Genomic DNA, 22,804 nt, shown 5'->3' with positions numbered 1-22,804 from the left:
ACTGAGTCCGATGAGACAAACGAGTGATGATGCCCTGAAGCAGGCGTCGACGCTGTTGTTGACCCCGGGTGGGCTGGACGTGGAATCGTTGAATGTCGGCCTCGGCCACGCCATGGGCGTCGGCATCGATTACGCCGATCTCTTTTTCCAGCGCACCTGGCACGAGATGTGGGTACTGGAGGATGGGGAGGTCAAGGACGCCAGCTACAGCATCGATGGCGGCGTCGGCGTGCGTTCGCTCTCCGGCGAGAAGACCGGATTCGCCTACTCCAGCCAGATCAGCCAGGATGCCCTGCTGGATACCGGGCGCACGGCTTCCGGTATCGCCCGCAGCGGCCAGCGGCACGCCCCGAAGTCGATCCAGGTCGCCGCGGCGGCCTCTCGCTATCAGGGCATCGACCCGTTGAGCGGGTTGAGCGCCGAGGACAAGATCGCCATGCTCAAGCAGGCGGATCGCGTGGCGCGGGCGGCAGACCCCAGCGTGACACAGGTCAGCGCATCGTTGACCGGTGTTCACGAAGTGGTGCTGGTATGCGCCAGCGATGGCACGCTGGCGGCCGACATCCGTCCGCTGGTGCGCTTCAACGTCAACGTGATCGTCGCGAAGGACGGCAAGCGTGAACGGGGCAGCGCCGGCGGTGGCGGCCGTTATTCCATGGAGCGATTGCGCGACGAGAACGTGGCCGACAAGTACGCTCGCGAAGCGGTCCGCCAGGCACTGGTCAATCTGGACGCGGTGGCCGCGCCGGCGGGCCAGATGCCGGTGGTGCTGGCCAATGGCTGGCCCGGTATCCTGCTGCATGAAGCGGTGGGTCACGGGCTCGAGGGCGACTTCAACCGCAAGGGAAGCTCCTCCTTTTCCGGTCGCCTGGGTGAACGGGTCGCCGCCAAGGGCGTCACGGTGGTGGACGATGCCACGCTTACCGATTGCCGCGGGTCGCTCAGCATCGACGACGAGGGGACGCCGGGCCAGTACACGCCGCTGATCGAGGATGGCATTCTCACCGGCTACATGCAGGACAAGCTCAACGCCCGGCTGATGGGCATGAAGCCCACCGGCAACGCGCGTCGGGAATCCTACGCCCACGTCACCATGCCGCGCATGACCAACACCTACATGCTGGCGGGCCAGGACGATCCGGAAGAGATCGTCAAGAGCGTCAAGCGCGGCATTTATGCGGTCAGCTTCGGCGGCGGCCAGGTGGACATCACGTCCGGCAAGTTCGTGTTTTCCGCCTCCGAGGCGTATCTGATCGAGGACGGCAGGATCACGGCACCGGTCAAGGGCGCCACATTGATCGGCAATGGTCCCGAGGCCATGTCGCATGTCTCGATGATCGGCAACGACATGGCGCTGGATAGCGGCATCGGAGTCTGCGGAAAAGAGGGGCAGGGGGTGCCGGTCGGCGTAGGCCAGCCGACGCTGAAGCTGGACGAGATCACGGTCGGTGGTACGGCATCCTAGGCCACGAGCCACGAGCCACGAGCCACGAGCCACGAGCCACGAGCCACGAGTGCAGAGGATGCGTAACTCGACTGTTTGCCGAGGCCGGAGCGTCGCGGCTGGCGCTCAGAGCCCGACGGTATCGCGAATCAGCTGGAACAGCTTGCGCGAACTGGCGGGCGGCTTGCCGCGCTGCTTCTCGCTGCGAGCGTTGCGAATCAGCTGGCGCAGTGCCTGGCGATCGACCTGGGGATGCGCTTCGATGAACGGCTCCAGTGCGGCGTCATCGTCGATCAGGCGATCGCGGAGCTGCTCGAGCCGATGGAAAGCCGCGTTGCGCTGGGCATGCTCCTGGTCGATCTCCTCGAAGGCGGCCCGGATCGCCTCGCGATCTTCCTTGCGCATGACCTTACCGACGTACTGCATGTGGCGACGGCGGCCTTCGTGGGAACGGATGCGCCCGGTTTCCTCGACAGCGTCACGCATGTCGTCGGATAGCGGCAGTCGAGCGCGCACGGCCGGGTCCAGCGCGATGATGCGTTCGCCCAGTGCCTGCAGCTCCTGCATTTCGCGTTTGAGCTGGCTCTTGCTGGGAGGTGCGTCGTCCTCGAAAGCCATGTCGTTGTCCGAACCCTTGCCCATGTTGTTACCCCAAGCGACGAATGAAGGCCGCAGTATATCAGTGTGAACCCGCACGCCAACGCATGGGTGCATCGTACCCAGGTCCGAATGTCGATGATCCGAGTTTCATGAATCAGGAGTCTGAGATGAGTCAAGCTTTCAATGCCGAGGCGCAGCAGTCGCGTCTTGAGGAGCGCGCCGGCATGGCGCTGGAGCTCGCCAAACGACTGGGAGCGGACGCCTGCGAGGTGGGTGCCAGCGTCGACCAGGGGCTGGGCGTGAGCGTGCGTCTCGGCGAGACCGAGACCGTGGAGCTCTCCCGCGATCAAGGCATTGCGGTCACGGTGTACGTGGGCAACCGCAAGGGCAACGCCTCCTCGTCGGACGCGGGCGATGCCTCCATTCGTGCCGCGGTCGAGAAAGCCATTTCGATTGCGCGATATACCGGCGAGGATCCGGCTTCGGGGCTGGCGGATGCCGAACTGATGGCGACCGATCTGCCGGATCTGGATCTGCATCATCCCTGGGCGTTGAGCACGGACGAGGCGATCGAGCTGGCGTTGCGCTGCGAAACGGCCGGCCGCGAGCAGCCGGGCATCACCAACTCGGAGGGAGCGAGCCTGTCTTCTTCCGAGGTGGTCACGGTCTACGCCAACAGTCACGGCTTTCTGGGCAGCAAGCGTGGCACGCGGCACTCGCTCTCGTGTCTGCTGATCGGGGGCAGTGGGGACGGCATGCAGCGCGATCATGATTTCACCACAGCGCGCCGGGCCAGCGATCTGGCAAGCCCCGAGTCGGTGGGCATCAGCGCCGCCGAGCGCACTCTGCGCCGGCTGGGCGGCCAGCGCCCGAAGACCGGCCGTTTGCCGGTGCTGCTGGCGCCGGACATGGCGCGCGGATTGGTCGGCAACCTGCTCAACAGCATTGCCGGCGGTGCGCTTTATCGCGAATCCTCGTTCCTTTGCGACCAGTTGGGCGAGACGCTGTTTCCCGAGTGGTTCTCGCTGGGCGAACATCCGCGCGAGCTCGGTGGCTTGGCGAGTGCCGCGTTTGATGGCGACGGCGTGGCCACGCGTGACAACGTCTTCATCGATCGCGGCAGGCTGGCGAGCTACATGCTGGCTGCCTATAGCGCTCGCCGGCTGGGGCTAGAGACCACCGGCAACGCCGGCGGCGCGCGTAACGTGCGCATCCAGGCACCGACCACCTCGCTGAAAGACCTGATGCAGCAGATGGGGACGGGTATCATGGTGACCGAAATGATGGGTCAGGGGCTCAATTCAGTGACCGGGGACTACTCGCGGGGCGCTGCGGGCTTCTGGATCGAGAATGGCAAGATCTCTCATCCGGTGGAGGAGTTCACGGTGGCGGGCAACCTGCGCGATATGTTCGCCGGCCTGCAGGGCGTGGGTGACGACATCGACCGCCGCGGCAGCATCCAGACCGGTAGCTGGCTGCTCGACTCGATGACCATCGCGGGGCAGTAGACGCTGGAGCTACGGGCTACGACTGCGCTGGCTTCGGGGCGCTAAACAGCAGCTACGAGCTACGAGCTACGAGCTACGAGCTACGAGCTACGAGCTACGAGCTACGAGCTACGAGCTACGAGAAACGTCAGCGACGGTGTCGCTGACGTTTTGTTTTTCCCGACAGGAACCGCATTCTGGTTTCGCGGCTCGCGGCTTCAGCCCTCAAGGCGGTCCTTGATATAGGTAATCTCGGTGCGACCGTGGGGTGCGGGGGTGCCGTCTTCGCCGAGATTCACGAAGACCATTCTGTCGATCGTCAGGATGCTCTTGCGGGTGATCTTGTTGCGCACGTGGCATTCCAGCGTGATCGAGGTGGTGCCGAAGTGCGTGGCGGTAATGCCGAGTTCGATGATATCCCCCTGGCGGGCGCTGGAGACGAAGTTGATCTCGGAGATGTACTTCGTCACGACCTGGGCGTTGCCCAGCTGGATGATGGCGTAGATCGCGGCTTCTTCGTCGATCCAGCGCAGCAGGCTTCCGCCGAACAGTGAACCGTTGGGATTGAGATCCTCGGGCTTGATCCATTTGCGGGTATGAAAGTTCATCCGCTGCTCCTCGTTGGCATCACCCGGCGTCGTGGCCCGCCTGGGTTCGATGATCGGGCCTGCCGGGTCGTTACAGGTAAAAGGCGGTCGCCAGACCCAGGAAGGCGACGAAGCCGACCACGTCGGTAATGGTCGTCAGCAGCACGCCGCCGGATAGCGCTGGGTCGATCTTGAATTTCTTGAGCAGTACCGGGATCAGGGTGCCGGCCATCGTGGCGACGGTCAGGTTGATGACCATCGCCATGGCGATGATCTGCCCCAGCCGGATGTCGTCGAAGCGGAAGACCGACATGGTGCCCACGACCACGGCCCAGATCAGGCCGTTGGTCATGCCGACGAGCAGTTCGCGGATCAATAGCCAGCGCACGTTGGCGCCGGAGACGTGGCCCAGCGCAATGCCGCGAATCAGCACGGTCAGCGTCTGCGAGCCGGCGATACCGCCCATGCTGGAGACAATCGGCATCAGCACCGCGAGGGCCGCGATCTGCTGAATGGTGTCCTCGAAGAAGCCGATGGCGATGGAGACGATCGTTGCCGCGATCAGGTTGATACCGAGCCAGAACGCCCGGCGACGGCTCGTTCGCAGCGCCGGGGCGAAGGTGTCTTCGTCCTCGTCGAGACCGGCCATGCTCATGACCTGGTGCTCGGCATCCTCGCGGATGACGTCGACCACGTCGTCGATGGTGATACGGCCGAGCAGTTTGCCGTCGATGCCGACCACCGGCGCCGAGATCAGGTCATGCTTCTGGAACAGCGTCGCGACGTCGCTGTCCGAGGCGGTGGCCTGTATCGAGTGGAAGTCGGTTTCCATGACCTCGCGCACCAGCACCGAGACATCGGAGACCAGCAGGCGGTTGAGCGACAGAATGCCGATCAGCTCGTCACGACGCGTGACGACCAGCAGGGTGTCGGTGGCATCGGGCAGGCGCTCGTGGCGGCGCAGGTAGCGCAGGACCACATCCAGCGTGATATCCGGGCGAATGGTGATCGCGTCCGGGTTCATCAGGCCGCCGGCGGTGTCCTCCGGGTAAGAGAGGACCGCTTCGACCCGCTGGCGCTCCTGCGCCTCCATCGACTGGAGGACTTCCTGGATGACGGTATTGGGTAGCTGTTGCAGCAGGTCGGCGAGGTCGTCGACATCGAGACCCTCGGTCGCCGTCAGCAGCTGTTCGGCATCCATGCGGTTGAGGAATTCGATCTGGACGTCATCGCCCAGATACTGCAGCACGTCGCCATGCAGCTCGGGGTCCAGCAGGCCCCAGAGAATCTCGCGTTCCTTGGGCGGGCTGGACTCGAGCAGATGGGCGACATCCACCGGCGCCAGGCCGCGATTGAGCATGCGCCGTGCCTGATCCAGCGCGCCGCTTTCAAGAGCTTCGTTGAGCTTGGCCAGCCGTGGCTGCAGCTTTTCGGGATTGTTGCTCATCCTGAACGGTCATCCTTGAACGACTGGCGGGATGAGCATTCTACCATCGTCGAGCAAAATGACGAGGATGGAAAACGCTGTTCACGAACGCTGTGGAAGGAGCGGGAGCTACTCGTCCTCGTGGAAACGCGCCTCGAAAAGCTCGATGATGGCCTCCATGGCGGCGTCTGCATCGTCGCCTTCGGTCGTCACGGTCAACTCGGTTCCGCAAGGCGCGGCCAGCATGAGTAGAGACATGATATTGGCGGCATCGGCCTGGCGTTCACGGTGATGAATCGCCACACGGACGGCGAAGGGCTGGCAGCATTGGACCAGTTTGGTGGCGGCACGGGCATGCAGTCCGCGACGATTGGTCAGGCGAAGTTCACGTGTCGGCATCGCGCTTGAGTGATCCTGCGTCTTTTGATGGTGCATCCTGCGGCGCCGGCTCTCGCGGTGTGGAACCCTGCGAGAGGGCGGTATGGATACCGAGTTCGCGATGGCGAAGTCGGATGTCGGCGGATTCATGGTGGAAATGGCGGGCCAGGCGCTCGATCAGGTAGACCGAACGGTGCTGGCCACCGGTGCAACCGATCGCCACCGTCAGATAGCTGCGGTGACTGGCCAGGTAGGCCGGCAGCCAGCGGTCCAGCCAGGCATGGATGTCGCCGGCCATGGCGTGGACGTCGGGATAGGTTTCCAGAAATTCGACGATCTGAGCGTCGCGGCCGTCATAGGCACGCAACCCGGGATCCCAGAACGGGTTGGGCAGGCAGCGCGCGTCGAACACCATGTCGGCATCCAGCGGAACGCCACGTTTGAAGCCGAAGGATTCGAAGGTCAACGTCAAACGGCCACCGGTGTGCCTGGCGACCTGTTCTCCGATCCGTGCACGGAGTTCGTGGACCGAGAGCCCCTGAGTATCGATCACCAGATCGGACATGCGGCGAATCGGTGCAAGATATTCCTGCTCGTGATCGATCGCCTCGGCCAAGGTCATGTCGTTGCCGCGGGTCAGCGGGTGGCGTCGTCGGGTCGCCGAGTAGCGTTCCAGCAGAATCTTGGCATCGGCGGTGAGATAGACGACCTGCGTGTCGATTCCGCGTTCACGTACTGCGTTCAACAGGACCGGGAAGCGCTCCAGCGCTTCCGGCAGGTTGCGGGCATCGATACTGACCGCCACGTTGGGGCGTGTGGGCGGGGCGCTGCGCAGTTCGTCGATCAGTGGCGCCAGCAGGTTGGCCGGGAGGTTGTCGATGGCATAGTAGCCCAGGTCTTCCAGTGCCTGCAGGGCGATCGATTTTCCCGAACCGGAGCGACCACTGATGATGACGAGTTGCATCTCTAGTAGCCGTTATCGCTGGGTTGGTGATGACGGATGGCATCGATCAGCGCGTCGTGCAGCGCTTGCTGAGTCTCTGCGTGACGCAACTGCTGTCTGACGCTGCCCTGATTCATGACGCCGGCGACTTCGGCCAGTAGCGAAAGGTGGGTATCGTCCGCTTCCTCCGGTACCAGCAGCACGAATACCAGATCCACCGGTTCACCATCGATCGCGTCGAAGTCGATGGCGTCCTTCAGGCGCATGAATCCCGCGATCGGCCCCTTGCAGTGAGGGCTGCGCGCGTGGGGGATGGCAACGCCGTTGCCGATCCCCGTGCTGCCCAGTCGCTCACGGCCGATCAGGCGGCTGAAGACTTCCTGGCTGTCCAGGCTGGGTGTGTTTTGGGCGATGAAGGTGCTGAAAAATTCCAGCAGACGTTTTTTGCTGCCCCCCGTGACCCCGTAAAGGGTGCGTTCGGGAGGCAGAATGCTTTCCAGTGTCATCATCAGGCGTTAACGGGCGCCGGCGCCTTGGGCGCGGGCTTGTGCCTTCTCTTTGTGTTTGACCAGTTGACGGTCGAGTTTGTCGGCCAGTGAATCGATGGCGGCATACATGTCGGTATCGCTGGCTTCGGCGTGCAGATCGCCGCCTGCGGCATGCAGGGTACAGGCTGCCTGTTGGCGCTCCTTCTCGACACTCAGGGTGACCTGAACATTGGTGATGTTGTCGTAGTGACGCTCCAAACGAACGAGTTTTTCTCCGACATAGTCCCGGAGGGCATCGGTCAGCTCGACATGGTGGCCGGTAACGTTCACTTGCATGACACACTCCTGTTGCGGCAGATGGCACTTTTGATTGTAACCCTTTTCAGGTCACTGCAAAGGCATCGTGATCGATATCGCCCGGTTTGGCGAGCCCTGGATCGATTTTGCCTCGTCGTGCAGTCGGGACGTCAGGAAAGGCGCTTGCGTTCGCTGGACGAGGGAATGCCCATGGCTTCCCGATATTTGGCCACGGTGCGCCTGGCAACGCAGATATCGGACTGGGCAAGCAATTCGACCAATTTGCTGTCCGAGAGCGGCTTCCTGGGGGGCTCTTCGCCGATGAACTTCTTGATCCGGGCGCGAATCGCCGTGCTCGAATAGCTGTCGCCTTCCCCGCGCTGACCGCCCACCTGGCTCGAGAAGAAGTACTTGAGCTCGAACACGCCGCGTGGCGTGTGGATGTACTTCTGGGTCGTGACACGGGAAATCGTCGACTCGTGCATGTCGACGCTACCGGCGATATCGGCCAGGATCAGCGGCTTCATGGCTTCTTCGCCGCGCTCGAGGAAATCGACCTGGCGCGACATGATCTCCCGGCCGACACGCAGCAGCGTGTCGTTGCGGCTCGACAGGCTCTTGAGCAGCCAGCGGGCCTCTTGCAGATGCTGGCGCAGGAAGGTGTTGTCGTCACTCTTGTCGGCGCGCTTGATCAGGGCGGCGTAGTCGGGCTGGATGCGCAGACGCGGCAGCGCCTCGGCGTTGAGCTCGATGCGCCAGCCCTCGGGGGAGGGCGTGGCGACGAGGTCGGGAATCACGTAGTCGTCGCGGCTGGTATCGAAGCGCTGCCCGGGGCGTGGTTCGAGCGTGCGGATCATTGCGATGACGCTGTCGAGTTCGTCGTCCTCGAGCCGCAGTCGGCGTTTGAGCAGTCGCCGATCGTTGCCAGCCAAGGCCTCAAGAAACTGGCGCACCAGGCGTTTGGCTTGTGGCAGCAGCGGGGTATCCGTGTCCAGCGTGCCGAGCTGGAGCAGCAGGCATTCGCGCAGGTCGCGGGCGCCGACCCCGGTGGGGTCGAACTGCTGCAGGCGCATCAGCATGTGTTCGAGATCCGCCGTGGTCACGCGGTCGCCGCGCTGGGTGCGGAGGCTGAGGGCCAGCTCGTCGAGCGAGCCGGTGAAGTAGCCGTCGTCATTGATCGCGTCGATCAGACATTCGCCCAGCTCGCGCTCGCGGTCGTCGAAATCGCCCATCGCCATCTGCCACAAAAGGTGGTCGTGCAGACTGGTGGCAGCGGCGTTGCGGTCGAAATCCGGCGCCTCTTCGCTGCCACTGCTGCTGCCCAGCGATCCGGCGGTGGCGTCCTGATAGGTGTCGCTCCAGTCGCTGTCGAGCGCCAGCTCTTCGGGAATGTCGCTGGACCAGTCGTCTTCCGGCGTCTCCTGGGTCTCCTGCTCCGAGTACGGCTCTTCCAGCTCCAGCATCGGATTGGATTCGAGCGCTTGTTGAATCTCCTGGCACAGGTCGAGCGTCGACAGCTGCAGCAGTTGAATCGCCTGCTGAAGCTGAGGCGTCATGGTCAACTGCGTGCCGACTCTGAGTTGCAGCGAAGGCTTCATGGACATGGCGAAACGGACGTCATAATCAACGAGGGAATAGCCACGTTACTGATTGATCTGACGACATGCAACGATTTATGCAAGAAACATGCCACTAAGGGCGGCTCAGGTAGGGCTGGCCGCCGGAAAGAAACAGGATAGGGCGGGAAATCGGATTATAACCGGAATTCGTGGCCAAGATAGACGTCGCGAACGCGCTGGTTGTCGAGGATGGCATCCGGGCGGCCCTCGGCAATGATCTGTCCGTCGCCGACGATGTAGGCGTTGTCGCAGATGTCCAGCGTTTCGCGCACGTTGTGATCGGTGATGAGAACGCCGATCTCCCGATCGCGGAGCTGGCGGATGATGCTCTTGATATCACCGACCGAGATCGGATCGACGCCGGCGAAGGGCTCGTCGAGCAGGACAAAGGCCGGCTCCGTGGCCAGCGCGCGGGCGATCTCGACGCGCCGGCGTTCGCCGCCGGACAGGCTCATGCCGAGGTTGTCGCGAATATGGTCGACGTGAAAATCGGCGAGCAGCCGCTCGAGCTGTTCGCGTCGCCCGGCGCGGTCCAGATCCTTGCGCGTCTCGAGAATGGCCATGATGTTGTCGGCGACACTCAGTTTGCGAAAGATCGAGGCTTCCTGCGGCAGATAACCGATCCCGGCTCGGGCCCGGTCGTGCATCGGTGCACGGCTGAGGTCGTGGTCGTCAATATGAACGCTGCCGGCATCGGCCTTGACCAGGCCGACGATCATGTAGAAGGAGGTGGTCTTGCCGGCGCCGTTGGGGCCGAGCAGGCCAACGATGCTGCCCTGGCGCAGGGTCAGGCTGAAATCGTGGACGACGCGACGTCCCTTGTAGCTCTTGGCCAGATTGGCGGCCGTTAGCGTTTTCATGGATACGGTCCTTGTGGCGACGCGGCGCAGAGCGATTCGGGCCCGGTGGGCATGGTCGGAAACAGAGCCCGAATCTTCTCTGGAGTCATGACTGTAAGAACTATTGGGACGGCTGCTCGGAAGCGTTGCGCGGCGTGAGGGTCATGCGAACGCGACCGTCGCCGCTGCCGTCGCCGTCCTGGCTGGAACGAGCCTGGACGCGGCGCGAGTCGAGATAGTATTCGACGTAGGCGCCATCGAAGGTGTCGCCGGCCTGATGCAGTTCGGCGTTGCCGACCAGTTCCACGCGGCGCTCGGCGGCATGATAGATGACGGTATCGCCCCACCCCTTGACGATCGCTTCGTCGGGGGCCGGCCGCTGTTCGAGATAGGCGCGCTCGCCACCGCCGCCCTTGGCTGTGACCTGGCTGACCTGGCCGTCGTCGGCTCGCTGGATGTCGACGCGTGCGGCCTTCAGGTTCATGCTGCCTTGCTGCATGTCGACGCTGCCGGTATAGACCGCGGTACCCTGACGGTCGTCGAGCTCGAGCTGGTCGGCGGCGATCTCGATCGGCGCGCTGGCATCGCTTTCCAGTGCCATGGTCGGAAGGCTGGTGAAGCCCAGCGCGGTAAGCACCAGGAGTTGGCCGAGTTCTCGCCTCATGATCCTTGATCCTCAGATTGCTGTGACTGGGATTGCTGTGATTGGGATTGCTGTGGCAGGTACCCCTGCACGTTATCGGTCAGGCGCATACGGTCTTCGTCGATCCAGGCGTCGAAGCGATCACCGCGCATGCGCTGGTCATGCTGACGTAACACAGAAGACGTGTCACTCCATGCGTGGGCTTCGCGGTTGTCGTAATGCAGTGTCTGCGTTTCCAGGCTCCATGCCTGTTCGGGTTGTACCAGACGTGCATTGCCTTCCAGCGTCAATTGTTCGCCGCCCCGGCTCAACTGGCCGGTATCGCTGGTTACCTGCCATTGGCGCTGCTGGTCGTCGATGAGGTAGCCGTGGGGTGTCTCGGTACGAATGACATCGTCTGCAGGCGTGTGTACCAGCCGCGGCGTATCCAGGCGTTGATAGGCACGCCCCTGTGCATCGAAGCGCGTCATTCTGGCATCTTCGAGGTAGTAGTCGGGCTCGCCGCCCGCCGTGTTGCTGATGGCGGACTCCTGCTGGTCTTCGCCGCGCTGATCCAGATAGGTCAGCCCGCCACCCAGTATCAGCAGTAGTGCCAACAGGCCGAGGCGCCGCCACCAGGGTGACTGAAATCCGGCTGTCTTGGCCACGGTTGCTCCTTGTCTTAAACGAAAGCCTTGATCGAATTGGCGTTGATGAATCTATGAGCTCTGACGGCTCGAACCGCATCGTTGTCCGGGTGCTGGAAACGACATGGTCATTTCATTGAGACGATGCCATCAGGGTACAACGTCGACGACGAATCAGATGTTCGACGATGAATCGGATGTTCGACGACGAATCAGATGACTCCGCTTCTCAGCAGGTCGTGCATGTGAAGCGCTCCCACGGGGACACCCTCTTCGATCACGGCCAGTGCGGTGATCCGATTGTCCTCCATGATCCTTACCGCTTCCGCGGCCAGCATGTCGGGCGTCGCCGTCTTGCCACCCCGGGTCATGACGTCGTCGACACGAAGCAGGGTGAAATCGCCGCGCTGGTCGAGCGTTCGGCGCAGATCGCCGTCGGTATAGACACCGACCAGCAGGCCGCGTTCATCGACGACGCAGGTGAACCCCATGCCCTTGAGCGTCATCTCCAGCAGCGCCTCTCGCAACGGGCTGCCGGTGGGAACGCTGGGGAGTCGGCTGCCTTCGTGCATGAGGTCGGCGACGCGCAGCAGCAGGCGTTTGCCGAGCGTGCCGCCCGGATGCGAGAGGGCGAAATCGTCGGCGCTGAAACCGCGCGCCTCGAGCAGCGCCAGCGCCAGCGCGTCGCCCATCGCCAGCGCGGCGGTGGTGGAAGAGGTCGGCGCGAGATCGTGGGGACAGGCTTCGCGGGAGACGCCGACATCGATATGCACGTCGCTGTAGCGCGCCAGGGTGGATGCCGGCCGGCCGGTCAAGCTGACCAGCGGCGCGCCGAGGCGCTTGAACAGCGGGAGCAGGCCGGTGATTTCCTGAGTTTCGCCCGAATTGGACAGGGCGATGACCACGTCGTCGCCGGTAATCATGCCGAGATCGCCGTGGCTGGCTTCGCCGGGGTGTACGTAGAACGCCGGCGAGCCGGTGCTGGCCAGGGTGGCTGCCATCTTGCGGGCGACATGGCCGGACTTCCCCATGCCGGTCACGATAAGGCGGCCACGACAGTCGAGCAGCAATCTGCAGGCGGCGTCGAAACAGCCGTCGAGTTTCTCGACGAGTTCACCAATGGCCTGCTGTTCCAGTGTCAGCGTGCGTCTGGCGCTGGCGCGAAAATCTAGCGTAGCGGGTTTGCTCTGGGACGCGGCGGAAGCGACTCGGGGATCGGTCATGGCATGAATGTCGTCGTGGAATGGTGGGCGCAGGGCGATCTCGGCGCGGCGCGATACGCAAGAGTATACCTTCGATCGTCTAATGATTCGTCCCTTTGCAGGATAGCAGGTGTAACGGTTGTTCAGTGACGGCTGGTCGCTACTGTCAAGGTTAGGATACAATGTTCGATAATTGATCTCACTGGATTGGTGGATGCTGCATGGATGATCCGATTATGGTCGAGGTCAAGGATCTGCATTTTTCCCGCGGCAACACGGATATCTTCCGTGGTGTCGACTTGCAGATTCCGCTCGGCAAGATAACCGCCATCATGGGGCCCAGCGGAACCGGCAAGACGACACTGCTGAAGTTGATCGGTGGTCAGCTGGTGCCGGACCGGGGGCAGGTTCTGATCGACGGCCAGGACGTACACCAGCTATCGCGGCGTTCGCTTTTCAAGCTGCGCCGTCGCATGGGCATGCTGTTTCAGAGCGGCGCGCTGTTTTCGGACCTCGACGTGTTCGAGAACGTCGCGTTTCCGCTGCGTGTACATACCGAGCTGCCGAACGCCATGGTGCGTGACATCGTGCTGATGAAGCTTCAGGCGGTCGGGTTGCGTGGCGCACGCCACCTGATGCCATCCGAACTGTCCGGCGGCATGGCTCGACGGGTGGCGCTGGCTCGCGCGGTGGCGCTGGATCCGGATCTGGTGCTCTACGACGAACCTTTCGTCGGCCAGGATCCGATTTCGATGGGGGTATTGGTGCAGTTGATCAAGAAGGTCAACCAGGCGCTTGGGCTGACCGCCGTGATGGTCTCCCATGACATCAAGGAGACGCTGTCGATCGCGGACTACGTCTACATCATCGCCGATGGCAAGGTCATGGCGCACGGCACTCCGCAGACGCTGGACGTCAATGATGACGCCCATGTGAAACAGTTCGTGCATGGCGAACCCGACGGCCCGGTGCCGTTCCATTACCCGGCACCGGATTTCTTCGACGACATCCTGGCGCCGGCGGGGCAGTTCTCATGATGCGACATATCCATGCGCTCGGGCGGGCGACGCTCGATATCGTGAGTTCGATCGGCCGGGCCGGGCTGTTTCTGGTCCAGTCGATCGTTTGCCTGCCATCTCGCGAGGGCTTTCATCTTTGGGTCCGACAGATGCACTTCGTCGGCGTGATGTCGGGGGCGATCGTGCTGGTGTCGGGGCTGTTCATCGGCATGGTGCTAGCGCTACAGGGCTTTACCATTTTGGTCGGCTTTGGTGCCGACGAGGCGCTGGGGCAGATGGTGGCGTTGTCGTTGGTTCGTGAGCTGGCTCCCGTGGTCGCCGCGCTGCTGTTCGCCGGCCGCGCGGGATCGGCGCTGACCGCCGAAATCGGTCTGATGAAAGCCACCGAGCAGCTCACCAGCATGGAGATGATCGGCGTCGATCCGCTGCGTCGCATCGTGGCGCCTCGACTCTGGGCCGGTTTCGTCTCGTTGCCCATTCTGACGGTGATGTTCGCCGTGGTCGGCATCTGGGGCGGGTATCTGGTCGGCGTCGACTGGCTCGGCGTCTACGAGGGCTCCTACTGGAGCAACATGCAGGACAGCGTCGACTTCGTCGACGATGTGCTCAACGGCATGATCAAGAGCTTGGTGTTCGGGCTGGTCGTGACCTGGATCGCGGTCTTCCAGGGCTATGACCTGATTCCCACCTCGGAAGGTATTTCGCGCGCGACCACCCGCACGGTGGTATACGCCTCGCTGGCGGTATTGGGCCTCGATTTCGTGCTCACCGCGCTGATGTTTGGAGACCTCGGATGAAGCGCAACAACTTGTTGGAACTGGGCGTCGGCATTTTCATGCTGGCAGGCATTCTGGGGCTGGTGTTCCTCGGGCTCAGGGTCAGCGGTCTGGGCATTGGCGTGCCCAACGACACCTTCACGCTGACGGCCAATTTCGCCAACATTGGCGGGTTGCGGCCGCAATCCAAGGTCACCATGTCCGGTGTGCGCGTCGGCAAGGTGACCAATATCCAGCTCGACCCCAAGTGGTTCGATGCCAAGGTCACCATGGAGCTGGATTCGGAATACGAAGGCAAGCTTTCCAATGACACCACTGCGGCCATCCTGACCTCCGGTCTGCTGGGCGAGCAGTACATCGGCCTGACCGTGGGCGGGGCGCCGGAGATGCTGCATGACGGTGACGTCATCCACGACACCCAGCAGGCGCTGGTGCTGGAGGAACTCATCCAGCAGTTCGTGTCGAACATGGCCAATTGATTTCAGACGAGGAGTCGATGATGAACATGAGTTTTGCGCGGTATGACTCGGCGGCGCCGAAGCGCGTCTCAGGCCTGAGCAGGGCCTGGATGGCAGGTGTTGCCCTCGTTGCAATGTGTCTGGCGAGCGTCGCGCCGGTGGCCCAGGCCCAGCAATCGCCGACCCAGGTGATTCAGCAGAGCGTCGATTCGCTGATGTCCGAGCTGGAGGGCAAGAAGGACTACTACGCTCAGCACGAGGGTGAGCTCGCCAAGCTCGTCGATACCAACATGGCGGAAGTGGCCGATTTCCGTTACATCGGCGCCAGCGTCATGGGGCGCTATTTCCGTGGTGCCACGCCGGAGCAGCGGTCTCGGTTCGTCAACGTCTTCCGCAAGACATTGATCGACACCTATGCCAAGGGGCTGGTGACGTTCGACTACCAGACGCTCCGGGTGAAGGAGAGCGAGAACGCCGGACGCTACGAGGACCAGGCATCGGTCCCCATGGAGGTGGTTTCCACCAGTGGTGAAACCTTCCCGGTCAATTTCACGCTTCGCCAGAACGATGGCCAGTGGAAGGTGATCAACGTGATCGTCAATGGCATCAACCTCGGCCTGACGTTCCGTAACCAGTTCGATCAGTCGATGCGTGACAACAATCGTGACATCGAGACCGTGATCAACAACTGGGCGCCGGAAGTCGGTACCGACGAGCTTGAAAAGGGCGGCGACGCGTGAGTCTGCTGCTCGAACGCGAGGACGCCACGCTGGAAGTCGTCGACGGCAACGTGCTGACGATTCGCGGCGAGGCGGACTTCGACAGCGCTGGCCCGCTGGCCCAGGCGGGGCGCCACTGGCTGGCGGATCAGCCGGAAAACGCCAAGGTCTCCTTCGACCTGACCGGCGTGCAGATCCCCAGCAGTGCGGTACTCAGCGTGCTGCTGGTGTGGGTGCGTAGCGTGCAGCGTCACTCGCTGAGCCTGCAGCGGGTGGCGCTGTCATCGGCCTTGAAACGGCTGATGGATATCACGGAACTGGCGCCGCTGCTGCCGGCCGTCGAGACGACCTGCGTCGAACCGATGCAGACTCCGCGTTAGATACACGATCCGCAGTCCTTGAGTGAAACGGTGGCTTGCGGCGTTTTTGCACACCGCCAAGATCGCCAAGACGGGGCGCTTTCCGCTACCATGTGGCGCTTTCCCTGCGCATCCGGCGCAGCAGCCACAAGGGAGCCCGATCGTCATGCAACCCAGCGATGTCAAAAGCCGTCTCGAAAGCCAGATCGATGGCTGTGAATTTCATATCCAGGGCGAAGGCTGCAACTTTCAGGTCATCGCCGTGGGCGAGGTTTTCGAGGGCATGAGCCCGGTCAAGCGCCAGCAACTGATCTACGGTGCCCTGGTCGACGAGATCGCCTCCGGCGCGCTGCACGCCATCAGCATCAAGACGTATACGCCTGCCCAGTGGGAAACGGCGCCCGAGAATCCCGGCGTCTGATCTTCCTTCTGGGCCTCTCGGGCCGGTCATCTCTATTCGATTCTATAGCGAACCTTCATGGACAAGCTGATCATCACCGGTAATGGGCCGCTCGATGGCGAGGTCTGGGCCAGCGGGGCGAAGAATTCCGCGCTGCCGATTCTGGCCTCGACGCTACTTGCCGACGAGCCCGTTACCATCGGCAACCTGCCGCACCTTCAGGACATCACCACGACGCTCGAACTGCTCGGCCGAATGGGCATCGAGCCGGTCATGGGCGAGAAAATGAGCATCCAGATCGACGGTTCGCAGGTGCGCGACTGCCACGCACCTTATGAATTGGTCAAGAAGATGCGCGCTTCGATTCTGGTGCTCGGTCCGCTGCTGGCGCATTTCGGTACCGCCGACGTGTCGCTGCCGGGGGGCTGCGCCATCGGCTCCCGGCCGGTCGACCTGCATATCCGGGGGCTCGAGGCGATGGGGGCCGACATTACCGTCGAGGGAGGCTACATCCGCGCCCGCGTCGATGGCCGGCTCAAGGGTGCCACGATCTTCTTCGATACCGTGACTGTGACCGGCACCGAGAATCTGCTGATGGCGGCCACGCTGGCCGAGGGCACGACGATACTCGAAAATGCCGCGCGCGAGCCGGAAGTGGTCGATCTGGCCGAGTGCCTGATCGCCATGGGCGCCAACATCCGTGGGCAGGGCACCGATACCATCACCATCGAAGGTGTCGAGCGCCTCCACGGCTGCCACTATGATGTGATGCCGGACCGTATCGAGACGGGGACGTTTCTTGTCGCCGCCGCCGCGACCGGTGGGCGGGTTCGCGTGCGCAAGACCCGCGCGGACATCATGGAGGCGGTGCTGGCCAAGCTCGAGGAAGCCGGGGCGACCATCACCACCGGCGAGGACTGGATCGAGCTCGACATGGGCGGGCGCCGGCCCAAGGCCGTCAACCTTCGTACCGCGCCCTATCCGGCTTTCCCCACCGATATGCAGGCGCAGTTCGTGGCGCTGAATGCGGTGGCCGAAGGGACCGGCACGGTGGTCGAGACGATCTTCGAGAACCGCTTCATGCACGTGCAGGAGCTCAATCGCATGGGGGCGCATATCGCTCTCGAGGGCAACACGGCGGTCGTGACCGGTGTCGAAAAGCTGTCCGGCGCGCCGGTGATGGCGACCGATCTGCGGGCTTCGGCAAGCCTGGTCATCGCGGCGATGGTGGCTCAGGGTGAGACGATGGTAGACCGGATCTATCACATCGACCGCGGCTACGAGTGCATCGAAGAGAAATTGCAGCTACTGGGCGCGCGCATTCGTCGCGTGCCGGGTTAGGCGACGGCAAGAGAGAACATGAGCAACCAACTGATTCTGGCCCTGTCCAAGGGCCGTATCCTCGAAGAGACCCTGCCGCTGCTGGCGGATGCGGGCATCACGCCGGCGGACGATTTCGGCAAGAGCCGCAAGCTGCTGTTCGATACCAATCTGCCGGACGTCAAGCTGGTGGTCATTCGTGCCGTGGATGTGCCGACCTACGTGCAGCTGGGCGCGGCCGATCTTGGCGTCGCCGGCAAGGACGTTCTGCTGGAGCATGGTGCCGAGGGGCTCTACGAGCCGCTCGATTTGGGGATTTCACGCTGCCGCTTGATGACGGCGGGCATCGTGGGTGCGCAACCGGCGCATGCCAAGCGGCGAGTCGCGACCAAGTTCGTCAATGTGGCGCGCCGCTATTACGCGGAGCAGGGCATCCAGGCCGAAGTGATCAAGCTCTACGGGGCGATGGAACTGGCGCCGTTGATGAACCTGGCGGACGAGATCGTCGATATCGTGGATACCGGCAATACCCTGCGGGCCAATGGCATGGAACCGCGTGAGCTGATCGAGAACATCAGCACGCGACTGGTGGTCAACAAGGCGTCGATGACGATGAAACACGAGCGGTTGAGGCCGCTGATCGAGCGCCTGCGTCAAGCCGTGGCATCGCGTCTTCCGGCCGCCTGAGACGTCGATCCGTCAGGCGTGCCTGGCGTGCCGGTCGGTGGACGGCGATCGGCCGAACGTAGAGAGAATGCAAAGATGAGCCAAACGACTACCATTGCCCGCCTCACCACGCGGGATACCGATTTCGATACGCGTCTCGAGTCACTGCTGGCCTGGGAGGGTGTCTCCGACCATGAGGTCGGGGAGCGGGTCGCGGAGATCATTGCCGCCGTTCGCCAGCGCGGCGACGACGCCGTGATCGAGTACACCAACCGTTTCGACCGTCTGTCCGCCACCGACATGTCCGAGCTGACGATCGGCCCGGCACGTCTCGAGGCGGCATTCGAGAGCGTGCCGACGGAACAGCGCGAGGCGCTGCGGCATGCCGCCGAGCGCATCCGGCTCTACCATGAGCGCCAGAAGCCGGAATCCTGGCAGTACAGCGAGCCGGATGGCACCGTGCTGGGCCAGAAGGTGACACCGCTCGATCGGGTCGGTATCTACGTACCCGGTGGCAAGGCCGCCTATCCCTCGTCGGTACTGATGAATGCCGTGCCGGCGCACGTCGCCGGCGTGCGCGAGATCATCATGGTCGTGCCGACGCCGGATGGCATCGTCAACGAACTGGTACTGGCCGCGGCGCACCTTGCCGGGGTCGACCGGGTGTTCACGCTGGGCGGCGCCCAGGCCGTGGCGGCGCTGGCTCATGGCACTCGGAGCGTTCCTCGGGTCGACAAGATCGTCGGGCCGGGCAATATCTATGTGGCGACGGCCAAGCGCGCGGTATTCGGGCAGGTGGGCATCGACATGATCGCCGGTCCCTCCGAGATCCTGGTCGTTTCCGATGGCGGGACCGATCCCGACTGGCTGGCAATGGACCTGTTTTCCCAGGCCGAACATGATGAAGACGCGCAGGCGATTCTCGTCACCTGGGATGCCGAACATCTCGAAGCAGTCCAGGCGTCCATCGAGCGGCTGCTGCCGACCATGGAGCGCGAGGCGATCATCCGTGAATCGCTGGCGCGGCGCGGCGCGCTGGTGCTATGCGACGGCCCCGAACAGGCGGTCGAGCTGATCAACCGGATCGCTCCCGAGCACCTGGAGCTTTCCGTGGAGGCGCCGCAGGAGATGGCAGCGAAGGTGCGTCATGCCGGGGCGATCTTCATGGGGCGCTACACCGCGGAAGTGCTGGGTGACTACTGTGCTGGCCCCAACCACGTGCTGCCGACTTCCGGCACGGCACGCTTTTCGTCGCCGCTGGGTGTCTACGATTTCCAGAAGCGCTCTTCACTGATTCAGTGCTCCCCGGAGGGAGCCGATACGCTGGGCCGGACCGCCTCCGTGCTGGCGCGAGGGGAGTCGCTGACGGCTCACGCGCGCTCGGCGGAGAATCGCCTGAAGCGCTGAGCAGTCACTGTTCGGACCTGTTCGATCGCCGCCCTTGCCGGGGCGGCGATGTCGTTTCTGGCCTATGACGCTATGGAGAGGTGCCTTCCTTGTCGGTGCCGGGTGTGGGGGAGGCCGAATCATCGGCATCCGCCGGTGCATTGGCTTGACGGGCGGCATTGTGGCCGGGCTCGACAGGTTGCGGGCGCTCGCCGACGGTCAAGGTGATCTCCCGCTTTTCACCGCCCCGGACGATGGTCAGCGGGAGCTGGGTGCCGGGCGGAATTTCGGCAATGTCGACCTGGGTTTCCCGCGGGTCGAGGATCGGCTTGCCATCGATCGCCAGCAGAATGTCGCCGGGTCTTAGCCCAGCCTCGTCTCCAGGGCCGCCGGGCACCACATTGGCGATGATGACTCCGCTCAGTGTCTTGAGGCCGAACGAGGCGGCCAAGTCCGGGGTCATCTGCTGGGCGTCGATGCCCAGCCAGCCGCGGATGACACGTCCATGGGTCACGATGTCGTCGAGGATGCCGCGTGCCAGATTGGCCGGAATCGCGAAGCCGATGCCCTGCGAGCCGCCGGAGCGGGAAAAGATTGCCGTATTGATACCGATCAGAGAGCCGTTGGCATCCACCAGCGCGCCGCCGGAATTGCCCGGGTTGATGGCAGCATCGGTCTGGATGAAATCTTCATAACGGCTCAGGCCGAGGTGATCGCGTCCGGTGGCGCTGATGATGCCCATGGTCACGGTCTGGCCGACGCCAAAGGGGTTGCCGATGGCCAGCGTGACGTCGCCGATGGCAATGTCTTCCGAATTGCTCAGTTTGATGACCGGCAGGTTCTTCAGGTCGATCTTGAGTACGGCCAGATCGCTGTCCGGATCGGTTCCGATGACCTGGGCGATGGCTTCACGACCATCTCGCAGCGCGATCTGGATCTGGTCGGCGTCATTGATGACGTGGTTGTTGGTCAGGATGTAACCTTCTTCGCTGACTACCACGCCGGAGCCGAGGCTCGACAGCATGCGCTGGCGCTGCGGCATGTTCTTGCCATAGAACTGGCGAAAGAAGGGGTCCGACATCAATGGGTGCTGGCTGGTGTCGACGACGCGCGACGAGTAGACGTTGACGACTGCGGGGGCGGCGCGGTTGACGGCCCGGGAATAGCTGACCGGGCCTTCGTGACGATCCAGTGCCGGCGCGTCGACGACATCGGGTGGCGGCCGTTCGGCATTCTGTGAGCCGGTCGTGGTGGCGATGCCGACTGGCCGGGAGGTCTCCTCGGGTGCGCCCCGTCCCAGCAGTGACGGAAACGCGTAGAGCAAGACGACGGCAAGCAGAATGCCGCAGAGGGCGGGCCACAGATAGGCGGCTAGGTGGCGGCGCATGTGCTGAGTCCTTAGACTGAAAACCCGAGTGGTCTCGTGAAATCCGTGTCGCCGTGTCACCGAATCGATATGTCATCCTTGCGACTCGAGGACGCCGCAAGCGGTTTGTCGGAGCCTCGCCGGCTGCGGCAAGCGACCGAATATGCAATCACGTCAGGCTCGTCGATCGAGAGGGGACGAGTTAGAGAAACGACGTCCGTCATCACATCTCGCAACGTGGGCGAGACCATGGCGACAAGTGACACAAGTGTAACATTCACCAAGGCTTTTCGCTGGGAGACAGTATGATTTTGCGGCAGACGCTACAGGCGGCTATCGATACGGAGCTGCGTACCGATGCGTTCAAGGACTACACGGTCAATGGGTTGCAGGTAGAGGGACGGGAGTCGATCGGCCGGATTTTGACCGGAGTGACGGCCTGTCAGGCACTGCTGGACGAGGCCGTCGCGTGGGGAGCCGATGCCGTGCTGGTGCACCATGGGTATTTCTGGAAGAACGAGCCGGTCAGCGTGACGGGGATGAAGCGCCGTCGTTTCGCTACCTTGTTGAACAACGATCTCAACCTGCTGGCCTATCACCTGCCTTTGGATGCACACCTTACGCTGGGCAATAACGCCTGTCTGGGGCGGCGGCTGGGCTTCGAGGTGGAGCGTTGTCTCGATGGCGAGCTCGGGCAGGGGTTGCTGTGGATGGGCAAGCCCGACACCGAACTGGATAGTCGGGCGCTTGCGGCTCGCCTCGAGCAGGCGCTGGGCCGCACGCCTCTGTTGATCGAAGGGCATGTCGGCACCATCCGCAACGTGGCCTGGTGTACCGGCGGCGCGCAGGACATGCTGCCGCTGGCGGCCGAGGCGGGGGCGGACGCTTTCATTTCCGGCGAGATTTCCGAACGTACCACGCACATGGCGCGCGAGATGGGCATTACCTACCTTGCAGCGGGGCACCATGCCACCGAACGAGACGGTATCCAGGCTTTGGGCGAGTGGTTGAAAGGCCGCTTCGGCATCGAGCACCGTTTCGTGGATATCGACAATCCGGCGTGAAGGGAGAAGGCCGGCATGAAGGAAGAAAGTCGGCGTGAAGAGGGAAGAATAGGAGGGGAAAGAATATAAGGTGAAGGGTAGATGGGGCGGCCCGTCGGGAGCCGGTTTCGACTGCCGACGGGGAGAGACATCAATAGCGAGGCGGCTGGGGAGCGCTATCCTGCTGTTCGGCCGTCTTGCGCTGACGGACGCCATAATCCTCGGCTAGCGTGCCGCCTGTGCCATCGGCGTAGTCACGCGGTACCTGCGGCGCATCGACGTCTTCGCTTTCGTCCTGAGTGCCGTGCAGCCGGCGTTTCAGCTTGAGGTCATCGACCAGCTTGTCCGCGCCATTGATCAGATGCTGCTCGAGATCGTGGCTCTGGCGCTGAATGCTGGAAGCCAGATCGGCCACTTTGGCAAAGTGATCGTTCAGGGCATCCTTGACCTGATTGAGTTCCAGTTCGGTTTCGGCCAAGCGCTGGCGCACTTTCTGGTTGCGGGCCACGTTGGCGTTCAGCAGATGGTAACAAAGGGCGCCGATACCGATGCCCGCCAGGAAGCAGGCGATTGCCAGAATCCAGTCGATATTGCTTTCGTTCACAATGCGCTCCTCATCGTCGTGCTGGGCACGACCTTTCTCATAGACCGTTCTTAAGGTCGGTGCGGGGCCATTATATCGACCCGCTCGGCTACCGGGTCAAACCTTCCTT

At 63.1% G+C, this 22,804-nt stretch carries 26 protein-coding genes; 12 read left to right on the top strand and 14 right to left on the bottom strand.

The features are described from left to right. Positions 1-10 precede the first annotated feature (10 nt). On the top strand, positions 11-1,465 hold the full coding sequence (gene tldD, locus BC443_RS16400; RefSeq protein WP_071232972.1) for a metalloprotease TldD: 1,455 nt from the start codon (positions 11-13) through the stop codon (positions 1,463-1,465). Between the two features lie 105 nt (positions 1,466-1,570). Here tldD and yjgA read toward each other — a convergent pair whose 3' ends face one another. After that, positions 1,571-2,086 carry a ribosome biogenesis factor YjgA gene (gene yjgA, locus BC443_RS16395; RefSeq protein WP_071232906.1) on the bottom strand — a complete coding sequence of 172 codons (516 nt, stop codon included), beginning with the start codon at positions 2,084-2,086 and terminating at the stop codon, positions 1,571-1,573. A 125-nt stretch (positions 2,087-2,211) separates the two neighbouring features. On the opposite strand from yjgA, the gene pmbA reads away from it, so the two are divergent. After that, complete coding sequence (gene pmbA / locus BC443_RS16390) at positions 2,212-3,552, top strand: metalloprotease PmbA (protein ID WP_071232905.1); 1,341 nt, start codon at positions 2,212-2,214, stop codon at positions 3,550-3,552. A 197-nt stretch (positions 3,553-3,749) separates the two neighbouring features. On the opposite strand, the gene BC443_RS16385 is transcribed toward pmbA, so the two are convergent. The 11 genes from BC443_RS16385 to BC443_RS16335 form a co-directional block, all read right to left on the bottom strand. Continuing rightward, a complete protein-coding gene (locus tag BC443_RS16385) occupies positions 3,750-4,139 on the bottom strand; it encodes a hotdog domain-containing protein (RefSeq protein ID WP_071232904.1) in 390 nt (129 codons plus the stop codon). 70 nt (positions 4,140-4,209) lie between these two features. Continuing rightward, entirely contained in the window at positions 4,210-5,565 is a 1,356-nt protein-coding gene (gene mgtE / locus BC443_RS16380; RefSeq protein ID WP_071232903.1) for a magnesium transporter, read from the bottom strand. 108 nt (positions 5,566-5,673) lie between these two features. Beyond that, positions 5,674-5,943: an HPr family phosphocarrier protein gene (locus tag BC443_RS16375; protein WP_071232902.1), complete on the bottom strand. Its 270-nt coding sequence runs from the start codon at positions 5,941-5,943 to the stop codon at positions 5,674-5,676. Continuing rightward, positions 5,930-6,886 (bottom strand): RNase adapter RapZ, encoded by a 957-nt coding sequence (rapZ, locus tag BC443_RS16370; protein WP_071232901.1) that lies wholly within the window; start codon positions 6,884-6,886, stop codon positions 5,930-5,932. The genes BC443_RS16375 and rapZ overlap by 14 nt, the downstream gene beginning before the upstream one ends. Before the next feature lie 2 nt (positions 6,887-6,888). Continuing rightward, entirely contained in the window at positions 6,889-7,371 is a 483-nt protein-coding gene (gene ptsN, locus BC443_RS16365) for a PTS IIA-like nitrogen regulatory protein PtsN (protein WP_071232971.1), read from the bottom strand. 9 nt (positions 7,372-7,380) lie between these two features. Continuing rightward, a complete protein-coding gene (raiA, locus tag BC443_RS16360; RefSeq protein WP_071232900.1) occupies positions 7,381-7,689 on the bottom strand; it encodes a ribosome-associated translation inhibitor RaiA in 309 nt (102 codons plus the stop codon). 131 nt (positions 7,690-7,820) lie between these two features. Next, a complete protein-coding gene (locus BC443_RS16355) occupies positions 7,821-9,254 on the bottom strand; it encodes an RNA polymerase factor sigma-54 (RefSeq protein WP_071232899.1) in 1,434 nt (477 codons plus the stop codon). 149 nt (positions 9,255-9,403) lie between these two features. Further along, a complete protein-coding gene (lptB, locus tag BC443_RS16350) occupies positions 9,404-10,129 on the bottom strand; it encodes an LPS export ABC transporter ATP-binding protein (RefSeq protein WP_071232898.1) in 726 nt (241 codons plus the stop codon). A gap of 100 nt (positions 10,130-10,229) precedes the next feature. Next, positions 10,230-10,772, bottom strand: a complete 543-nt coding sequence (lptA, locus tag BC443_RS16345; RefSeq protein ID WP_071232897.1) for a lipopolysaccharide transport periplasmic protein LptA — start codon at positions 10,770-10,772, stop codon at positions 10,230-10,232. Beyond that, on the bottom strand, positions 10,769-11,398 hold the full coding sequence (lptC, locus tag BC443_RS16340; protein WP_071232896.1) for an LPS export ABC transporter periplasmic protein LptC: 630 nt from the start codon (positions 11,396-11,398) through the stop codon (positions 10,769-10,771). The genes lptA and lptC overlap by 4 nt, the downstream gene beginning before the upstream one ends. A 191-nt stretch (positions 11,399-11,589) precedes the next feature. Continuing rightward, a complete protein-coding gene (locus BC443_RS16335) occupies positions 11,590-12,600 on the bottom strand; it encodes a KpsF/GutQ family sugar-phosphate isomerase (RefSeq protein WP_071232895.1) in 1,011 nt (336 codons plus the stop codon). 200 nt (positions 12,601-12,800) lie between these two features. Between BC443_RS16335 and BC443_RS16330 the strand changes: the two genes are divergently transcribed. The 9 genes from BC443_RS16330 (at position 12,801) to hisD (ending at position 19,703) form a co-directional block, all read left to right on the top strand. After that, complete coding sequence (locus tag BC443_RS16330) at positions 12,801-13,616, top strand: ATP-binding cassette domain-containing protein (RefSeq protein ID WP_071232894.1); 816 nt, start codon at positions 12,801-12,803, stop codon at positions 13,614-13,616. Beyond that, positions 13,613-14,395 carry a lipid asymmetry maintenance ABC transporter permease subunit MlaE gene (mlaE, locus tag BC443_RS16325; RefSeq protein WP_071232893.1) on the top strand — a complete coding sequence of 261 codons (783 nt, stop codon included), beginning with the start codon at positions 13,613-13,615 and terminating at the stop codon, positions 14,393-14,395. Before BC443_RS16330 ends, mlaE begins: the two co-directional genes overlap by 4 nt. Next, positions 14,392-14,853 (top strand): outer membrane lipid asymmetry maintenance protein MlaD, encoded by a 462-nt coding sequence (gene mlaD / locus BC443_RS16320; protein ID WP_071232892.1) that lies wholly within the window; start codon positions 14,392-14,394, stop codon positions 14,851-14,853. Before mlaE ends, mlaD begins: the two co-directional genes overlap by 4 nt. A gap of 89 nt (positions 14,854-14,942) precedes the next feature. Further along, positions 14,943-15,572: an ABC transporter substrate-binding protein gene (locus tag BC443_RS16315; RefSeq protein ID WP_071232970.1), complete on the top strand. Its 630-nt coding sequence runs from the start codon at positions 14,943-14,945 to the stop codon at positions 15,570-15,572. After that, entirely contained in the window at positions 15,569-15,931 is a 363-nt protein-coding gene (locus BC443_RS16310) for an STAS domain-containing protein (protein ID WP_071232891.1), read from the top strand. Before BC443_RS16315 ends, BC443_RS16310 begins: the two co-directional genes overlap by 4 nt. Positions 15,932-16,076: 145 nt before the next feature. Further along, on the top strand, positions 16,077-16,331 hold the full coding sequence (locus tag BC443_RS16305) for a BolA family protein (protein ID WP_071232890.1): 255 nt from the start codon (positions 16,077-16,079) through the stop codon (positions 16,329-16,331). A gap of 57 nt (positions 16,332-16,388) precedes the next feature. Further along, entirely contained in the window at positions 16,389-17,651 is a 1,263-nt protein-coding gene (gene murA / locus BC443_RS16300) for a UDP-N-acetylglucosamine 1-carboxyvinyltransferase (protein WP_071232889.1), read from the top strand. An 18-nt stretch (positions 17,652-17,669) separates the two neighbouring features. Further along, positions 17,670-18,317 carry an ATP phosphoribosyltransferase gene (hisG, locus tag BC443_RS16295; RefSeq protein ID WP_071232888.1) on the top strand — a complete coding sequence of 216 codons (648 nt, stop codon included), beginning with the start codon at positions 17,670-17,672 and terminating at the stop codon, positions 18,315-18,317. Between the two features lie 75 nt (positions 18,318-18,392). Further along, positions 18,393-19,703 carry a histidinol dehydrogenase gene (hisD, locus tag BC443_RS16290; protein ID WP_071232887.1) on the top strand — a complete coding sequence of 437 codons (1,311 nt, stop codon included), beginning with the start codon at positions 18,393-18,395 and terminating at the stop codon, positions 19,701-19,703. 70 nt (positions 19,704-19,773) lie between these two features. Here hisD and BC443_RS16285 read toward each other — a convergent pair whose 3' ends face one another. Further along, positions 19,774-21,069, bottom strand: coding sequence for a Do family serine endopeptidase (locus tag BC443_RS16285; protein ID WP_083387477.1), 1,296 nt, complete (start codon positions 21,067-21,069; stop codon positions 19,774-19,776). Positions 21,070-21,353: 284 nt separating this feature from the next. On the opposite strand from BC443_RS16285, the gene BC443_RS16280 reads away from it, so the two are divergent. After that, complete coding sequence (locus BC443_RS16280) at positions 21,354-22,112, top strand: Nif3-like dinuclear metal center hexameric protein (RefSeq protein WP_071232886.1); 759 nt, start codon at positions 21,354-21,356, stop codon at positions 22,110-22,112. Between the two features lie 130 nt (positions 22,113-22,242). Here BC443_RS16280 and BC443_RS16275 read toward each other — a convergent pair whose 3' ends face one another. Next, on the bottom strand, positions 22,243-22,695 hold the full coding sequence (locus BC443_RS16275; RefSeq protein ID WP_071232885.1) for a DUF1043 family protein: 453 nt from the start codon (positions 22,693-22,695) through the stop codon (positions 22,243-22,245). Positions 22,696-22,804 lie beyond the last annotated feature (109 nt).

This window comes from Salinicola sp. MIT1003, assembly GCF_001858555.1.
GTDB classification, from domain to species: Bacteria; Pseudomonadota; Gammaproteobacteria; order Pseudomonadales; family Halomonadaceae; genus Salinicola; species Salinicola salarius.
Note: the sequence above shows the minus strand (reverse complement) of the source record. Positions and strands in the feature narration are given on the sequence as shown.

Coding starts and splice junctions, on each gene's coding strand:
- rapZ (WP_071232901.1), bottom strand. CDS start 6,886: ATGCAACTCGTCATCATCAGTGGTCGCTCCGGTTCGGGAAAATCGATC.
- ptsN (WP_071232971.1), bottom strand. CDS start 7,371: ATGACACTGGAAAGCATTCTGCCTCCCGAACGCACCCTTTACGGGGTC.
- hisD (WP_071232887.1), top strand. CDS start 18,393: ATGAGCCAAACGACTACCATTGCCCGCCTCACCACGCGGGATACCGAT.
- pmbA (WP_071232905.1), top strand. CDS start 2,212: ATGAGTCAAGCTTTCAATGCCGAGGCGCAGCAGTCGCGTCTTGAGGAG.
- BC443_RS16355 (WP_071232899.1), bottom strand. CDS start 9,254: ATGTCCATGAAGCCTTCGCTGCAACTCAGAGTCGGCACGCAGTTGACC.
- BC443_RS16305 (WP_071232890.1), top strand. CDS start 16,077: ATGCAACCCAGCGATGTCAAAAGCCGTCTCGAAAGCCAGATCGATGGC.
- tldD (WP_071232972.1), top strand. CDS start 11: ATGAGACAAACGAGTGATGATGCCCTGAAGCAGGCGTCGACGCTGTTG.
- lptA (WP_071232897.1), bottom strand. CDS start 10,772: ATGAGGCGAGAACTCGGCCAACTCCTGGTGCTTACCGCGCTGGGCTTC.
- BC443_RS16385 (WP_071232904.1), bottom strand. CDS start 4,139: ATGAACTTTCATACCCGCAAATGGATCAAGCCCGAGGATCTCAATCCC.
- murA (WP_071232889.1), top strand. CDS start 16,389: ATGGACAAGCTGATCATCACCGGTAATGGGCCGCTCGATGGCGAGGTC.
- BC443_RS16315 (WP_071232970.1), top strand. CDS start 14,943: ATGGCAGGTGTTGCCCTCGTTGCAATGTGTCTGGCGAGCGTCGCGCCG.
- yjgA (WP_071232906.1), bottom strand. CDS start 2,086: ATGGGCAAGGGTTCGGACAACGACATGGCTTTCGAGGACGACGCACCT.
- mgtE (WP_071232903.1), bottom strand. CDS start 5,565: ATGAGCAACAATCCCGAAAAGCTGCAGCCACGGCTGGCCAAGCTCAAC.
- BC443_RS16280 (WP_071232886.1), top strand. CDS start 21,354: ATGATTTTGCGGCAGACGCTACAGGCGGCTATCGATACGGAGCTGCGT.
- BC443_RS16285 (WP_083387477.1), bottom strand. CDS start 21,069: ATGCGCCGCCACCTAGCCGCCTATCTGTGGCCCGCCCTCTGCGGCATT.
- hisG (WP_071232888.1), top strand. CDS start 17,670: ATGAGCAACCAACTGATTCTGGCCCTGTCCAAGGGCCGTATCCTCGAA.
- lptB (WP_071232898.1), bottom strand. CDS start 10,129: ATGAAAACGCTAACGGCCGCCAATCTGGCCAAGAGCTACAAGGGACGT.
- BC443_RS16335 (WP_071232895.1), bottom strand. CDS start 12,600: ATGACCGATCCCCGAGTCGCTTCCGCCGCGTCCCAGAGCAAACCCGCT.
- BC443_RS16330 (WP_071232894.1), top strand. CDS start 12,801: ATGGATGATCCGATTATGGTCGAGGTCAAGGATCTGCATTTTTCCCGC.
- raiA (WP_071232900.1), bottom strand. CDS start 7,689: ATGCAAGTGAACGTTACCGGCCACCATGTCGAGCTGACCGATGCCCTC.
- mlaD (WP_071232892.1), top strand. CDS start 14,392: ATGAAGCGCAACAACTTGTTGGAACTGGGCGTCGGCATTTTCATGCTG.
- BC443_RS16375 (WP_071232902.1), bottom strand. CDS start 5,943: ATGCCGACACGTGAACTTCGCCTGACCAATCGTCGCGGACTGCATGCC.
- mlaE (WP_071232893.1), top strand. CDS start 13,613: ATGATGCGACATATCCATGCGCTCGGGCGGGCGACGCTCGATATCGTG.